12 protein-coding genes are annotated in these 15,103 nt (G+C 67.2%); 5 read left to right on the forward strand and 7 right to left on the reverse strand.

What is annotated here, in order from left to right:
- Window positions 1-3: 3 nt before the first annotated feature.
- The 3 genes from HV773_RS22540 to HV773_RS22550 form a co-directional block, all read right to left on the reverse strand.
- Window positions 4-2,088: an EAL domain-containing protein gene (locus tag HV773_RS22540; protein WP_175196751.1), complete on the reverse strand. Its 2,085-nt coding sequence runs from the start codon at window positions 2,086-2,088 to the stop codon at window positions 4-6.
- 301 nt (window positions 2,089-2,389) lie between these two features.
- On the reverse strand, window positions 2,390-3,358 hold the full coding sequence (locus HV773_RS22545) for a 2-hydroxyacid dehydrogenase (RefSeq protein ID WP_246282362.1): 969 nt from the start codon (window positions 3,356-3,358) through the stop codon (window positions 2,390-2,392).
- Between the two features lie 45 nt (window positions 3,359-3,403).
- Window positions 3,404-4,360, reverse strand: coding sequence for an AraC family transcriptional regulator (locus tag HV773_RS22550; RefSeq protein ID WP_175196752.1), 957 nt, complete (start codon window positions 4,358-4,360; stop codon window positions 3,404-3,406).
- 264 nt (window positions 4,361-4,624) lie between these two features.
- Between HV773_RS22550 and HV773_RS22555 the strand changes: the two genes are divergently transcribed.
- Window positions 4,625-5,677 carry an NAD(P)-dependent alcohol dehydrogenase gene (locus HV773_RS22555; protein ID WP_175196753.1) on the forward strand — a complete coding sequence of 351 codons (1,053 nt, stop codon included), beginning with the start codon at window positions 4,625-4,627 and terminating at the stop codon, window positions 5,675-5,677.
- Between the two features lie 285 nt (window positions 5,678-5,962).
- Complete coding sequence (locus HV773_RS22560) at window positions 5,963-6,919, forward strand: LysR family transcriptional regulator (protein WP_175196754.1); 957 nt, start codon at window positions 5,963-5,965, stop codon at window positions 6,917-6,919.
- A gap of 12 nt (window positions 6,920-6,931) precedes the next feature.
- Here HV773_RS22560 and HV773_RS22565 read toward each other — a convergent pair whose 3' ends face one another.
- On the reverse strand, window positions 6,932-7,567 hold the full coding sequence (locus HV773_RS22565) for a C39 family peptidase (RefSeq protein WP_175196815.1): 636 nt from the start codon (window positions 7,565-7,567) through the stop codon (window positions 6,932-6,934).
- 295 nt (window positions 7,568-7,862) lie between these two features.
- Between HV773_RS22565 and HV773_RS22570 the strand changes: the two genes are divergently transcribed.
- Window positions 7,863-8,717, forward strand: a complete 855-nt coding sequence (locus tag HV773_RS22570) for a helix-turn-helix domain-containing protein (RefSeq protein ID WP_175196755.1) — start codon at window positions 7,863-7,865, stop codon at window positions 8,715-8,717.
- On the opposite strand, the gene HV773_RS22575 is transcribed toward HV773_RS22570, so the two are convergent.
- Together HV773_RS22575 and HV773_RS22580 are read right to left on the reverse strand one after the other, a co-directional pair.
- Window positions 8,704-10,692 (reverse strand): ATP-binding response regulator, encoded by a 1,989-nt coding sequence (locus tag HV773_RS22575; protein ID WP_175196756.1) that lies wholly within the window; start codon window positions 10,690-10,692, stop codon window positions 8,704-8,706. The genes HV773_RS22570 and HV773_RS22575 overlap by 14 nt on opposite strands.
- Window positions 10,693-10,699: 7 nt before the next feature.
- A complete protein-coding gene (locus HV773_RS22580) occupies window positions 10,700-11,308 on the reverse strand; it encodes a putative pterin-binding protein (protein ID WP_175196757.1) in 609 nt (202 codons plus the stop codon).
- Window positions 11,309-11,507: 199 nt separating this feature from the next.
- On the opposite strand from HV773_RS22580, the gene HV773_RS22585 reads away from it, so the two are divergent.
- Entirely contained in the window at window positions 11,508-12,455 is a 948-nt protein-coding gene (locus HV773_RS22585) for a phosphoribosyltransferase (RefSeq protein ID WP_175196758.1), read from the forward strand.
- Window positions 12,456-12,546: 91 nt separating this feature from the next.
- Here the strand turns inward: HV773_RS22585 and HV773_RS22590 are convergent, their stop codons facing one another.
- Window positions 12,547-14,304, reverse strand: coding sequence for an ATP-binding domain-containing protein (locus HV773_RS22590; protein ID WP_175196759.1), 1,758 nt, complete (start codon window positions 14,302-14,304; stop codon window positions 12,547-12,549).
- Between the two features lie 155 nt (window positions 14,305-14,459).
- Here HV773_RS22590 and HV773_RS22595 point away from each other — a divergent pair, with 155 nt between their 5' ends.
- Complete coding sequence (locus tag HV773_RS22595; RefSeq protein ID WP_175196760.1) at window positions 14,460-15,086, forward strand: glutathione S-transferase family protein; 627 nt, start codon at window positions 14,460-14,462, stop codon at window positions 15,084-15,086.
- The last annotated feature ends 17 nt before the right edge of the window (window positions 15,087-15,103 follow it).

Here is a 15,103-nt window from a genome sequence, read left to right on the forward strand (position 1 = left end):
CGCTTAGTGCGCGTGCGAGGGCGCCGGTTCAGTAGGCAGGGTCTCGTGCGCCGTCGCCGCGATCACGCTCTTGAGGCGATCAAGCGCGGCGCGCCACGCCTCGCTTTCGCGGCCGCCCTCCAGCAACGCGCGCAGGAGATCGTGCTGAAGCATGTCGCGCGCCTCGCCCGCCGGAAGAACGTCGCCGAGGCCCAAGAGTTCTTCGGCCAGCGGCGTGGGCGGGACAAACCCGGCGGCTTTCAGGCGGTCGCGCACCGCGCCGGGCGTGCCCGCGACCAGCAGCACCCGGTCCTCCCACACCACGAAGCGCGCAAGCCGCGCCAGCACGCTCAAGCCGGCGTGCCCATCGCGCGCACCACACGTGCCGTGCGCCTCTGCGCCTTCAATCCAGCCGGGCAGCCGCGTAGCGGGCATGGGCCGCGCGATCACATAGCCTTGTGCACCATCCACGCCGAGTATCTGGAGCGCGGCCAGCAGATCCGCCGAATCGACGCCTTCCGCGAGCACGAGCTTGCCCAGCGCATGACCCAAGCGCGTGACCTGATACACCACGCGCAACGCGTCGAGCGCCGTGTCGCCATCGAGCTGAGCGATCTCGCGGTCGATCTTGATCCAGTCGAACGGCAACTCGCGCAGCCGCGCGAGCCCGCTATGCCCCGAGCCCAGATCGTCCTGCGCGAGCAGCACGCCCAGCGCGCGAAACTTCGCGAGAATCGAGCGCTGCCCGTCGTCCAGCGAAAATGCTTCGGTCTCCAGAATTTCCAGCGTGAGCCGCTCGCTCGAGCAAGCATGGGTCTGAAGCGCCTCGCGAGCGGCCTCGAAATAGCGGATGTCGTTGAGCGCCGCCGGCGGCAGGTTGATCGAGATGTCCAGATCATGCCCCGCCGCGAGCCATTGGCGGCGGTCGGCAAGCGCCTGGTGCAGCCCGCGCACGAACAATTCGAGCAGATCGTCGGAGCCCAGCGAGAAAAGAAATTCGTCGGGGGTGAGCAGCCGTTCGCCGTCGCGCAGGCGCGCGAGCGCCTCCACCTTGCCGCAACGGCCCGTCGCCAGATTCAGCAGCGGCTGGTAGTGCATCTGCAACGCGCCCGTGCGCACGAGCGCGGCCCAATGCTGGCGCACGCTCACCGGCACAGCCGCGCCGTGCATGCCCTCGTGAGTCTGCAAGCGCGTGACCGCGCAGCCGAGCAGCGTCTGCAGTAGCTCGACGAAAGCCACCTGGTCCGGGCCGACGTAGCCGCCCGGCCAGGCGCTATAGAGCATCAGGATCGCGATCGGCGGCTGGCCGGCCGTGGCGAGCGGCAACGCAACGGCGGAGCGCAAGCCCTCGCGCGTGGTCATCTCGCGCCAGCGCTCGACGAGCGGATCGGTCTGATAGTTCACCACGCGCTCGGCCTTGCCGCTGCGCCACGCGCGCCCCACCGCGCCCTGGCCACACGCGTGGTCGGCGCGCACGCTGATATCGAGCCCCTGCGATCCCAGCGCCGCGAGCAAGCCGCCGCCGTCCAGTCCGCTGCCGCCCGCACCGGCCTCGAAGTGAAAGATGCCGTGCCGGTCGGGACGGCCGATCGCGCATGCGGCGATCTCGTCGTGCGCCGCAAGCGCGCCGATCACCTGGTCGATGAAATGCGTATATGTGCCCGCCGTCCAGACGATGCGCGTGATGCGCTGAAGCACCTCCTGCTGCGAATCCTCCACCGCCTGATAAGCCTTGAGCTGCCAGGCGGTGTCCGAGGTGAGGCGCCGCGCGTAGAGCGACAGCGCCTGGCTGCTCACGCTGCGCCCGATCTGCTTGTAGACGAGTTCCTGAAGGATGCCCCGGCTGCGCACGAGCTCTTCCTTGCCGAGCCCGACGATCGCGTGAATGCGCCCGATGCGCATCGCCATGGCGGCGTGCTCCTGCGCGTTCAGGTCCGGCTGCGCGAGCGCGAGAAGGTTCTGCACCTGCCGGTCCTTGAGATGCGCGAGCTCCTGCGCCGACAGCATTTCGAGGATGCGCCGGGACTTGGGCAAGCGCGCCAGTTCCTCATAGAAGTGGTCGACCACGAGGTGGGCAGTGCCTTGCAATGCCTCGATCAATGTTTGCATGTATGACGTGTCATGGCGCCGGGGCGGGAAAGTCGACCAGCCGTGCGCGGCGCGCAAGGCGGCAAGCGAGGCCTCGTCGCTTAGCGGGGAATGATACGGTATGCATAAAGGCGCAAAGGGTCGCCGCTGTGGAGAGTGTCCTCGGGACGTGGGCCAGCGCACATAGCGAGGCCAAGGAGCGTGGCCGGAGATCCGGGCGGCGGTCAAGGTACCCTGGCGCGGCTTAAGGCGCCCTTAAGCGCTCCTGTGACGGCCTGGGGCGGCCCCCTGCCCGCCAGGCACCCAGGCACCTGCAGGCACCTCAAAGCGGCGTGAGCAGCGGCTCGCCCGCGAAGCATCGCGCGGCGTTCTCGATGAAGTGACGAATGCTGGCCGCGCGCACGTCGGGCGACGTGCCGGCCACATGCGGCGTGAGCACGACGCTCTCGAGCGCCACGAGCGCCTGCGGCGGCGCTGGCTCGCCCTCATAGACGTCGAGGCCGGCGCCGCCCAGCGCGCCCTGCGCGAGCGCCGCGGCCAGCGCCGCCGTATCGACCACGCTGCCGCGCGAAACGTTGACGAGAAAGCCTTCGGGCCCGAGCGCGTCGAGCACCGCGCGATCGATCAGATGCTGCGTTTGGGCGCCGCCCGGCGTCGCCACCACGAGGCAGTCGCTCCATTGCGCGAGCGCGAGCGGCGTGTCGAAGTAGCGCGCGTCCACACCCTCGCGCGGCGTGCGGTTGTGATAGCCGATCGTCATCTCGAAGCCCGCTGCACGGCGCGCGATCTTCGCGCCGATCTGCCCGTAGCCGACGATCCCGAGCCGCCGCCCCGTGAGCGTCGGCCGCATCGGCAGGGCGTCGCGCCAGACGCCCGCGCGGCACGCGGCGTCGAACCGTGGCACCGCGCGCACGGCGGCAAGCAGGAGCGCCATCGCATGATCGGCGACGCAATCGGCGTTCACGCCCGCCCCATTGCACAGCGCGACGCCGCGCGAGCGCGCATGGTCGAGCGCGAGATTTTCGTAGCCCGCGCCCAGCGCGCCCGCGAGTTCGAGCGCGGGCATCCGGTCGACTTCTTCGGCGGCAAGCCCAGTCGCGCCGTTCGTGAGCACCGCGCGCACCGTGCTGCCCTGTCGCGCGATCACCCGTGCGCGCTGTTGCGCATCGGGTGCGTAGAGCACGTCGAAATGCGCGGCGAGTTCCGCGCGGTCGGCGTCAGTCAGAGGGATCAGCACGAGCAGGCGCGGCATATCAAGCAACGGCGCATCATGCACCACGGCATCATTCATTAGAGATCCGAATAATCCAGGCAGATCAACCGATCAGCACGGCAATCACACGGCAGCGCCAGCGTAACGCGCCACCACCTCCACGCGCGGCGCGACGGCTTCGGCGGCGTTGCGTGCGCGGCGCATGTCGTCGGCGGGGCTGCAGCCGAACAGACGCTTGAACTCGCGGCTAAACTGCGACGCGCTTTCGTAGCCCACGCGCGTGGCCGCCGCGCTCACGCTCATGCCGTCGTGCGTAATCAACAGCCGCGCCTGATGCAGCCGTGTGGTCTTCACGTACTGCATCGGCGAAGTCGAGGTGACGGCCTTGAAGTGCGCGTGAAAGACCGCGAGGCTCATGCCCGCCTCGGCAGCCAGCGTCTCCACGTCGAGGTCGCCGCGATAGTCGACGTGGATGCGGCGCAGCGCCTTCGCGATGCGACCGAAATGATGCTGATGCGTGAGCGCCGCGCGGATCGCATCGCCCTGCTCGCCGCTCAGCACGCGATAGCAGATCTCGCGCACGATCGACGGGCCGAGAATGCGCGCGTCGCTCGGCTGGGCGAGCGCTTCGACGAGACGCAGCACCGCGTTCGAAAGCGTCGCGTCGAGCGGCGTCGCGTAGATGCCCACCGGCTCCGCCACGGCGCTGCCGCGCGAATCGTTGAGCGCCATCAGCAGCTCGGCCACCATGGTCAGATCGACGCGAATCGAAATCGCAAGGATCGGCTTTTCGGGCGTGGCCTCGGTCTCGCATTCGAACGGCAGCGGCACGGAAAGCACAAGATATTGCTGCGCATCGTAAATGAACACCTGGTCGCCGAGAAAGCCGCGCTTGCGGCCCTGGCACACGATCACGATGCTCGGCTCGTACATCACCGGCCTGCGCGGGTGGCTCTCGCTGCCGCGCAACAGGCGCACGCAGTCGATCGAGGTGGGATGCGAGCCATCGCGCTGCGTGAGTTGCAGCAGTAGATCAACGATACGGCTTTGCGTGGCGTCGTCGGTTTGTGGACTTTTCATGACAGTAGCGCTCCTGAATTCATCGATAGAAGCGGAGAAACAGGCTTGCCAATCTATCACCGAACGCACGCGCGTGCTGCGCGCCAGGAGAATCAGGCAAGTCTTCGATAGCTTCAGGTATTCCCTGGGTAGAGCGCGATCCTTAGCATGGGAACCCTGCCGCAACACCCATTGATCCAGCGCTTGCTCATGCGCTGCGAGCGGGTATTTGCGTCCGCACAATTTGCTGATTCGACAAGTCAGTCCAGCCTCAGGAGCCAGCCCATGTACCCCACTTACGGATATGCCGCCCGCGACGCCGCCTCGCCGCTCGCCCCGTTCGAATTCCAGCGCCGCGACCTGCGCGAACTCGACGTGCGCATCGACGTGCAGTTCTGCGGCGTGTGCCACTCCGACCTGCACCAGGCCCGCAACGAATGGCGCAACACGCTCTACCCGGTCGTGCCGGGCCACGAGATCGTCGGCCGTGTGACCGAAGTGGGCAAGGGCGTCACGCGCTTCAAGGTGGGCGAGCTCGTGGGCGTCGGCTGTCTGGTCGACTCGTGCCGTACTTGCGCGAGCTGCGCGGAAGGCCTCGAACAGTATTGCGAGAACGGCTTCGTGGGCACCTATAACGGCATCGACCGCATAAGTGGCGAGCTCACCTACGGCGGCTATTCCACCCAACTCGTGGTCGACGAAGCCTTCGTGCTGCGCGTGCCCGAGAACCTCGACCCCGCGGGCGCGGCGCCGCTGCTGTGCGCGGGCATCACCACCTATTCGCCGCTGCGCACATGGGGCGCGGGCCCCGGCAAGAAGGTTGGCATCGTGGGGCTCGGCGGCCTCGGCCACATGGGCGTGAAGCTCGCGCACGCGATGGGCGCGCACGTGGTGCTGTTCACCACCTCGCCCTCGAAGATCGCAGACGGCAAGCGGCTCGGCGCCGACGAAGTCGTGATTTCGAAAGACCCGGAGCAGATGCAGGCGCATGCCAACAGCTTCGATCTGATCGTCAACACGGTGGCCGCGCAACACGACCTGAACCCGTTCATCGAGCTGCTCAAGCGCGACGGCACGCTGACGCTGGTGGGCGCGCCCGAGCACGATCACCCTTCGCCGCAGGTGTTCAACCTGATCTTCAAGCGCCGCCGTCTGGCGGGCTCGCTGATCGGCGGCATCGCGGAAACCCAGGAAATGCTGGATTTTTGCGGACAGCATGGCATTACGTCCGATATCGAAATGATCAAGATGCAGGACATCAACCACGCCTACGAGCGCATGCTCAAGAGCGATGTGAAGTACCGCTTCGTGATCGACATCGATTCGCTGCGCCAGTAAGTGACCGCTGACGCCTGACATAACGCCTGTTCCCGCCGGGCCGTCCGTTCCTGACGGCCCAACCAGCCTCCTTCGTACTTACGTGCTTTCGTGCCGGGGCCAGTCTTTCCCGGCCTCACGTAGTCGAGCGGCGCCGCCTCGCGCGAGACGCGCGCCGCCCTGAAACCGCTATTGCGGCTTATTGCTGCTTTGTGCCGTAGCGTGAATTCGTTCCAGCCGTTTTTGCCCGTTAGCTTTTGCCGGTTCGTTTTTGCCCGGTTTTCCCCATTAACCAGGAGCTCGCCCGTGATCGACCGCATTCAGGCGATGCGCACCTTCGTTCGCATCGTCGATACCAACAGCTTCACCAAAGCCTCCCAATCGCTCGACATGCCGCGCGCCAGCGCGACCACCTTGATGCAGAACCTCGAAGCGCTGCTCGGCACGCAATTGCTGGTGCGCACGACGCGCCGTCTTTCGCTCACGTCCGAAGGCGCGGCGTATTACGAGCGCGCCGCGCGCATCCTCGCCGACATCGACGATGCCGAAGCGAGCGTGCGCCAGTCGCCCAGCGCAATCGGCGGCCGCCTGCGCGTGGAAATGCCGGGCCTGATCGCCAACGCGATCGTGCTGCCCGCGCTCGACGACTTTCACGCGCGCTATCCGCAAATCGATCTCGTGATCGGCGTGAGCCTGCGCAACGTCGACCTCGTCGGCGAAGGCGTGGATTGCAGCATTCAGCTCGGCGAATTGCCCGACTCGGGGCTCGCGGCGCGCCGCCTCGGCGTGCTCGAGCACGTGACCTGTGCGAGCCCCGCGTATCTCGCGCACCATGGCGCGCCGCAGTCGCTCGACGACCTCGCGCGGCACCCGGTGGTGAATTTTCTTTCGCCGCTCACGGGCCGCCCCTTCGAGTTCGATTTCGAGGTGGACGGCAGCGCAACCAAGGTGAAGGTGGACGGCTTCGTGCACGTCTCCGACGAGTTCGCCTACCTCACCTGCGGGCTGCAGGGCTATGGGCTGATCCAGCCGCCGCTGCTCGCGGCGCAACCGTATCTCGACAGCGGCGCGCTCGTCGAAGTGCTGCCGCAATGGAAGCCGCTGCCCACGCCGGTCTCGGTGGCGTTCGTGAAGTCGCGCCAGGTCTCGCCGCGCGTGCGCATCTTCGTCGACTGGCTCGCGGCGCTGTTCGAGGACGCCGGCGCGATCAACCGCGATCTGTCTCGCGTGCGGCAGTTGCTGGAGGGGTTGCAGCCGGCTTGAGCGGGGCGGGGGTCAGGCTGGCTTGCCACGCAGATGGCGCGTCCGCGTAAGCGCCATCCCCCGTCGCGCATGAAAACGCGCGACGGTTTCATAAGGCAGCCAGGCATCGGCCTGATACGGCGCGACGCCCGACGGATTGTGGAACCACACGCCGCCGTCGCCGTGTCCGTGCAGCAGGATCAGATGGCCACCCTGATGCGCATTCGCGCGTTCGGGATAGCGGATCTCCGGGCTCACCGAGACGATCACGAGCGTGTCGGCATCGACGCGCGCGGCGCTGGTCTCGATGCCCTCGTCGGTCATCACCTCCACGCGCACGCCGAACGCCGCCTCGGCCCACGCGGCGAACGGGCGGTAGATCAGCCCGTCCACGCCGCCGTCCTCGCGCATGCGATAGACGCCGTGACGCAACGCATCTTCGAGCAGCCCGGCGCGCGGCGCGTGAGCAATGCCCCAGTAGTCGAGCGCCGACTCGAAGCAGGTCAGCCCGCACAACCGCTTCGCCCAGAAGCGGTAGTCGCCGGGCAGCGCGAAACCGCTCGCGCGCCAGCCCGGATCATCGCAAGGGTCCGCGTCCTCTTCGACGATGCGCGCCACCCAGCCCGGGCTCCCCCATTGGCTGAGGTACGGCACGCCATGGTGGCGGATCACGCGCGACACAACATCGCTGCCGTCATGCGCCGCTGGTTCGCCCGCAGGCTGATTCGTGAACTCGTTCAAGCGTCCCTCGCGTTATCGGCCCGGCGCCATCGCCCGGGAACGGTCGTTGCACAGAAATATCGACTCATCATCGAATGTTGTCGATTAAAAGCTTGCAGAATTGTAAAATTATGCGTTTAGAATATTTCGCACGCCCACGTTCTGTCAGAATTATTATTCTTGGCGCAGCGTCGCGACACGAGATAATTAGCCCCAACCGACCCTCGATCCCCCCATTTGCAGCATGTCGAACGTTGAACATTCAACCGACTCGGCCGCAGTCGCGGAACGCGTCCGCGAGTTGATGAGCCGCCATGGCATCGGCAAACGTCAGCAAACGACGGAGCTGTGCCGGATTCTCGAGCTGAGCTTTTCGCAAGGGCACCGCAAACTGCGCGGCAACAGCCCGTGGACGCTCGCGCAAATCAAAAAAGTAGCCGAAGCGTTCGACGAGCCCGCCGGGCAACTGTTCGGCGCGCAACTGCTCGACCCCGGCACGGTGGGCGCGAGCGCGCAGGAAGCGCTGTTGTGCGTGAGCGCCGTGGAGCTCGCCTGCACGGCCTGGATTGGCGCGCCCGTGGAGCCGGGCAGCCGCCCGGACTTCGTCGCCTACGAGAAGCAGGGCCAGTGGCGCGTGGTGCGCCCCGACGGCGCGCTGTACCAGAACGCCCGCGAAGTGCACAAGATCGAGATCTACCCGCGCCGCGCCGAGTCCGACAAGCCGCTCATCGCCGTGGTGGACGACGACCAGGCCTCCGCCGACAACCTGCGCGACTATCTCGAGCACAGCGGCTATGCGGCGCACGCGCTGTACGGCCTCGCCGCGTTCGAGCAGGCGCTGGAGCAGAACGTGTTCGACGGCGTGGTGATCGACTGGCTGTTCGGCAGCCAGACTTCCGCCGATGCCATCCGCCAGGTGCGCGCCTCCGAGAACCCCGACGCGCCCATCTTCGTGCTCACGGGCGAGCTGCTGACGGGCAAGGCAAGCGAGTCGGAGATCAGCCAGGTGGTGCGCCACTACAACGTGGCGTGCTACGAAAAACCCGCGCGCATGGCGATTCTCGTCGCCGATCTTTCCAAGCGGCTCAATCGAGTCTGACGCCTCGGCCCATACCTTCGGCTGATACATCCTGCGCCGGCCGCTGCGTCTGCCGCATTGGCTGGCCGGCCGCGCTCGCGGCTCCCGCTACGCCCGGTAAGCGTCGCGCATTGAACGCGCGCAGCAGCGTCTTGCGCAGCACTTCGTAGTGCACCGGCTTGGGCAGCAAGTCGAAGAACGGATTGCTGCTGTCGGCGGCGGTGGCCGCGAGTGCGGCTACGTCGGCGCTCACGGCGATCACGCGCGTGCGCTCGCCGCTGCTTATCCTTTCGCTTTCGCCTTCGCCCTCCCCCGCACCCTCGCGCGCTTGCAGCTCGGCCACGAATGCGTAGCCGTCGCGCCCTGGCATGTGCAGATCGAGCAGCACGACTTCGCACTGCGCCTCGTCGAGGCGGGCCAGCGCGCTGTCCGTGTCGGCGGCGGCGAGCGCCGCGTAGCCCATGTGCGCAACCATCTCGCAGAGCGACTCGCGCACGAGCGGGTTGTCGTCCACCACCAGCACCTGCTGCTGCGCCTTGTCATGAGGTTGCGGCGCGGCCACTTCGGCTAGCGGCGCCGTGACCGCCGCAACGGGAATCATCACCGTGAAGGTCGTGCCCCTGCCCACCCGGCTATCGGTGTCGATCGTGCCGCCGAACAGGTCGACGAGCCCGCGCACGATCGCGAGCCCCATGCCGGCCCCTTCGTAGCGGCGCGAGCGCGAGGTGTCGAGCTGCGTGAACTCCTTGAAGATGAGCGGGATCTGCGCGGCTGATACGCCCGGCCCGGTGTCGCTCACGATGATCGCCAACATTTGTGCGCGCGTCGCTACGCTGGGCGGCATGCCGTCGGGCGACGCACCGCCGGTGACGAACTCGATGCGCACCGAGCCGCGCTCGGTATAGCGGATCGCATTGGTCACAAGATTGTTGGCGATCTGGCGAATCCGGTGCGGGTCGGCCACTAGCGCCTGATGCGGGCCGTGACAGGCGTGTTCGAACGCAAGTCCGCGAGCGAACGCGGCCTGCTCGTTTTCGTCGACGATCGACTGCAGAAGCTCGCGCACATCGAACGCTTCCTGACGCAATTCGAGCTTGCCTGCGCCAAGGCGCGCGTAGTCGGTCAGGTCCTTCATTTGCGCTTCGAGCTGGCGCGCGGCGGTTTCGAGCCGCTGAATCACCTTGCTGTCCGCCTCGGAGTGCGAGTTGAAACCGAGCAGCTCGATCGACGACACGATCGCATGGAGCGGCGTGCGCAATTCGTGGCTGATCATGCCGAGGAACGCGTCCTTGGCCATGCTCGCCTCGCGCGCGGCGCGGCTCGCCTGGGCTTCCGCCTCGAGCGCCGCGTGCTGCTGCCGGATCAGGCGCGTGCGGCGGTAGCCGTTCAAAACTAGCAGCACCGCCGCCGCAGCCGACAGCATCAGCAGCACGAGCCCGGCTGCGAACAGATCGCGGCGCTTCGCGATGAAGTCGCGCCGGAGGTCTTCGCGCTCGGTGACGTCGGCAAAGCGCCGGTTCAGCGCGAGATCGGTCACCTGGGTCCAGTGCGTGTCGAGCGCCATCAGTATGGGCACGGCGCGCTCGGGGTTCTCGGCGAGCGTGTCGATCTCGGCGTCGAACGGCTCAATGGCGGCATCGATCGCAGCAAGATCGTCGTGCTGGCGCCGCATGAGGTCGGCCTTGCCCGCGAGCTCGCGCGTCGAGCCCTTCATCACGTTGAGCTTGGATTGCAGGACTTCGTAGCGCAGCCGCACCTTGTCGAGGTCGCGGTCGAGGCCATCGGCGTAGATCAGCAACTGGCTCTCGAAGCGCGCGTAGGCGATCTGCATCTGCGCGGCATCCCAGTAGAGGCCGTCGTAATTGCCGGTCAGGCGCTGCACCACGTTGGGATTGAGCAGGTTCGCGTAGAGCAGGTAGCCCACCGCCACCACCGGCGGCGCCAGCGCGGCAATCCAGATCAACACATGCAGCATGCGCCGCAACGGACGTCGCATCACCTTCTCACTGCTTGATGGTCATCGAAACGATCTGCCAGGCGAACTTGGCGTCGCCCGCCGCGCCGTCGAGCTCCTGCGGGTACTGGTCGCGCGGATAGACCAGGAACAGCGGGCCGAAATTGCTCACCTTCAGGCGCTGGCCGTTCATCTCGTAGGCCAGCACCGCGCCGAAGCGTGCGGCGTCGGAGACGGGCACGACGCAGGTGTAGTCGTCGATGGTGTGGATCTCGATCTCGCTGCCATACGCGCCCACGGCGCCGAGCACGTCGGAAAGCAGCGGGCCCGTGAAAGTGGCGCGCGGCGTCCAGGTGGTGGACGTCACGATCGAATGCGGCGGCAGCTTGAGCAGCGCATCGGCGCTGAAGTGATAGGCCGTGTGCGCGGCGTTGTTGGTCGTGCGCACTTCGCCGTTCACGTCGAGCTGGAGCGAGCCGTCCCGGGCCGCCAGCGCAAGCCGGGGAACCGGTGCGGCGGCAACCGCCAGCCATCCCGCGAGCGCGGCCGTGAAGCGACGGCGCTCGCGGGATGCGGGCCGGCCTTCTTGCTTGCGCTCTTGCCTGCGCTGTTGCCAAAGTTCTTGCCAGCTGTCTTGCCCGGCAACGGGTTCCTGCATTGCTCTTGCTCCCCTTGCGCAAATTCATGGCGCGGTCATGCGATAGTTTTACGATCCGGCCCTTCGCGCGCTTGCGCCTGCGTTCCCCCGCTTGCGCCCGCTTCCGCCTTCGCTCGGCCCGCACCGTGCCGGTCTGCATGAGCTGGCCAGCATAGGCATAATATCGTCAAACATTGATCCAGCCATAGCTGTCTCGCCCATGAACAAACCCGTCGTCCCGCTCACCTACGAACAGCTCGACCATTGGGTCGAATCGCTGCAGCCGTTGCTGATCGAGGAGGATTTCGCCGCCGTCGTCGGCATCCTGCGTGGCGGCGCGCCGCTCGCGCTGATGGTCTCGCACGCAACCGGCGCGAACGTCGCGTTCCTGCGCTACTCGCGCGAAACCCGCGAAGTGCGCTGGGACTCCACGCTGCCCATGCCCGAGCCCGGCTCGAAAGTGCTGGTATGCGAGGACATCGCCGGACGCGGCCACACGCTCGTCGACTGCATTGCGTTCCTGCGCGAGCACGGCCTCGTGGTGCGCACGCTCACGGGCGCCTATGACGACCTGAGCCGCCTGCGCCCCGACTATTCGATCGACGCGAGCGGGTATTTCGCACTGTTCCCGTGGGAACGCCAGGCCTACACCGACCGCTACCGGGCCGACTGGGCGCGCACCAGCGCGCGCGAGGGCACCGGCATGGCCGACGATCACGACTACACGATCTACGCCATCGACCTCGACGGCATTCTCCTGCCCGACATTCCGCTCTCGCGCTACGACGAGGATCTCGAGGCGGCGCTCGCCGAGCGCGATGCGCTGCTGCCGCTCGAGCGCATCCCCGACATCGACCTGAAGCGGGCGCGCGCAATCATCACGGGACGCCCCGAGATCGACCGCGAGCGCACCCAGGCGTGGCTCGACCGGCACGGCTTCGGACATCTGGAGCTGATGATGCGCGCCCCAGGCGAGCACGACGAGACGCCCTCGGGCGCAGCCGAGCACAAGGCCGCCGCGGCGGTGCGCTGCGGCGTGACGCATTTCATCGAAAGCGATCCGGTGCAGGCCATCTATATCGCGCGGCTCGCGCCGCTGTTGCGCGTGATCTGGTGGAACGCGTCGGCGCGAGCGGGCACGCTAATCGGCGCTTCGGCCTGGAGTTGAAGCGCGCGTAGTTCCGCTGGCTTCCCGCTTGCTTCCCGCTGGCCTCCCGGCTCCTTCCCGCTTTCGTCCGCTGCCGGTTTCTCCCGCGCCGCTATTGCGGCCGCCCCTCGCGCCCCTCACGCCCTTCTCGCTTTATGCCCGGCACGGCACGCTCGCCGGACGCTGCCGCCGCGGCTGGGTCATGCCCCATCGCCCGCGCGGCGCGCGCCGAGGCCACCACGATCAGCTTCATGGTCGCCCGCGTCGCGCCCACGAACAGCTTGCGCGCGGTGCGCTCGTCGAGCGTCTCGAAGTCGACATCGGTGAGAATCACGCACGGCGCCGACTGCCCCTTGAAGCGATAGATGGAATCGAGCAGCACATCGCCGTCGCGATACCGCGGATTGCCGAACAGGTCGTATTGCCCCGTGAAACTGCGCAGCCGATGCGGTCCCAGATGATCGAGCGCCGTGAAGTGCGAGTGCTCGCGGCCCCGGAACGACAGCACCACGATGTCCTGCTTGCGAAAGCCGAGCGAGAGCGCTTGCGTAATGGCGCGCTTGGTCGCCGCCACCACCGCGCTCTCCTGCGCGCCGGCGGCGCCCTCCACGGCGCGCTCGTCCCACACCGCGAACGTGACCTCGGAACCGTCGAACGGGCTACCCGCGACCAGTTGCGCGAGCGCGGGCGCGGCCTCGCCCGCCGCCTCGCGCAAGAACGCGAGGATGTCGCGCGGACTGCGGTAATTGGTGGTCTCGCGCAGCACGGTCCAGCCGGGCAAGGCCACAGGCTCGCGCACATAGAGGTTCTGCAGCGGGTCTTCGAGCCACCACCACGCCGCGCCTGGGCGCAACAGCCGCGCAAGCGCATCGACCCATGCTGGCTGGAAATCCTGCCCCTCGTCGACGATCACCACGTCGAACTGCCAGCGCGCGTCGACGGGCGCCTGAGCGAAACGCCGCTCGAGATCGTCGAAGACATGCGTGCCCTCGAAGTCGGGCACGTGGCCGCTGTCGCGCGAAACCCAGTCGCATAGCTGATGGTAGTTGGCCACTTTCGCCTCAGGCGGCGCGACCTTGGCGATGTGGTCGGCGAGCGGCCGGTTGAAGCACACATAGAGCGTGCGCGCGCTGCGCGCCACGGCGTCCTTCATCACCTGCAGCGCGAGCTGCGTCTTGCCGGAGCCCGCCGTGCCAATCACGCGCAGGCGAAACGGCTCGAACTCGAGACGCCGTGCCCAACTGGCGAGCCCGCCCGCGAGACGCGTGACGAGCGTGCCGGCCGCGCCCACCAGCGCGCTGGCGTCGGGGGTGAGCGAGAGTTCGTCGGCGAGAAAGTGATGGATCTTCGCGGCGCTCGGCAGGCGCGGCTCGTCGGCCGGGAGCGCCTCGCGCACGATGGCCGCGAGCTGCGACTTGCGCGTGGCGTCGACGATGCGCGAAGGCTGCACGCCCGCGATCGCCGGCTCGCGCACCACATGGTCGGGACAGTAAAAGAGTTCTTCGAGACCGTAGTTGCCCGCGCCGAAAGCAGCCGTGAAGCGCCGGTGCAATCGCTCCACCGTACGTGCGAGCCCGACCGCGACATTGCGCTCGGTTTGCAGATACGCCTTCACGAGACCGTTTTTCGTCTCGCGCAGGAAACCGGTCTTTTGCTCGACGATCAGCGCGCGCCCGGACGGGCTCACGATCACGAAGTCCGCTTCGCCGAACACGGAGAATCCTTCCACGAGGCGCGTCCAGTGCACGCCGTGATAAACGGTGTAGCCAGCGGGCAGGCCGCGTTCGAGCAGCGCGAGCGTCTCGCGTTCGCGCGCGGCCGCGCCGGTCGCTTCCAGATGCTGCCAGTCGTCGGGGACAATGCGAGCCATGGGCGGTTCTCGTCGAGTCGAGTCGAATCGGGTTGGGTTGGGGATCGGCGGGGCGTGCAGCGGCTATTCTACGGATGCGCGCCGAGGCGCATGTGTAAAAAGCCGGCCCGGATCGTGTATCGTTGCTATCTTTGCTGCAAAGGAGAGAGCGCCGGATGATCAAGATCTGGGGACGCGCCAATTCGGTAAACGTCCAGAAAGTGCTGTGGTGTTGCGACGAACTCGTGCTGCCGTTCGAACGTATCGACGCGGGCGGCCAGTTCGGCCATCTCGACGACCCGTCCTACCTCGCGATGAATCCGAACGGCAAGATCCCGACCCTCGCGGACGGCAATTTCGTGCTGTGGGAATCGAACGCGATCGTGCGTTATCTGGCGATGGAATACGGCCCCTCGAGCCTGCTCTACCCCACCGACCCGAAAGTGCGCGCCTCGATCGAGCGCTGGCTCGACTGGTCGCTCGGCACGCTCGCGCCCGCCGAGCGGCCGCTCTTTCTCGCGCTCGTGCGCACTCCGCCCGAAAAGCGCGACCCCGCGAAGATCGAAGCCGATGTGCAGAACGTGGCCGTGCTGTGGACGCTGCTCGACCACCATCTGCAAGGCCGCTTCTTCCTCGAGCACGAGCGCTTCTCACTCGCCGACATCGTGCTGGGCGCGTACGCGCGGCGCTGGTTCGGACTCGAAGGCATCGAGCGGCCCGCGCTGCCGAATCTCGAGCGCTGGTATCAGCGCCTCGCGCAGCGCCAGGGCTTTCGCAAGTACATCGACCTGCCGCTGACCTGAGCCGTCTTCGGGCGCGC

It is taken from the genome of Paraburkholderia caffeinitolerans (assembly GCF_902859945.1).
Taxonomy (GTDB): domain Bacteria; phylum Pseudomonadota; class Gammaproteobacteria; order Burkholderiales; family Burkholderiaceae; genus Paraburkholderia; species Paraburkholderia caffeinitolerans.

Bases quoted from the DNA above. Each gene is read 5' to 3' on its own strand.
- HV773_RS22575 (WP_175196756.1), bottom strand. From the start codon at position 10,692: ATGCGACGTCCGTTGCGGCGCATGCTGCATGTGTTGATCTGGATTGCC.
- HV773_RS22540 (WP_175196751.1), bottom strand. From the start codon at position 2,088: ATGCAAACATTGATCGAGGCATTGCAAGGCACTGCCCACCTCGTGGTC.
- HV773_RS22550 (WP_175196752.1), bottom strand. From the start codon at position 4,360: ATGAAAAGTCCACAAACCGACGACGCCACGCAAAGCCGTATCGTTGAT.
- HV773_RS22555 (WP_175196753.1), top strand. From the start codon at position 4,625: ATGTACCCCACTTACGGATATGCCGCCCGCGACGCCGCCTCGCCGCTC.
- HV773_RS22545 (WP_246282362.1), bottom strand. From the start codon at position 3,358: ATGAATGATGCCGTGGTGCATGATGCGCCGTTGCTTGATATGCCGCGC.
- HV773_RS22595 (WP_175196760.1), top strand. From the start codon at position 14,460: ATGATCAAGATCTGGGGACGCGCCAATTCGGTAAACGTCCAGAAAGTG.
- HV773_RS22580 (WP_175196757.1), bottom strand. From the start codon at position 11,308: ATGCAGGAACCCGTTGCCGGGCAAGACAGCTGGCAAGAACTTTGGCAA.
- HV773_RS22590 (WP_175196759.1), bottom strand. From the start codon at position 14,304: ATGGCTCGCATTGTCCCCGACGACTGGCAGCATCTGGAAGCGACCGGC.
- HV773_RS22570 (WP_175196755.1), top strand. From the start codon at position 7,863: ATGTCGAACGTTGAACATTCAACCGACTCGGCCGCAGTCGCGGAACGC.
- HV773_RS22585 (WP_175196758.1), top strand. From the start codon at position 11,508: ATGAACAAACCCGTCGTCCCGCTCACCTACGAACAGCTCGACCATTGG.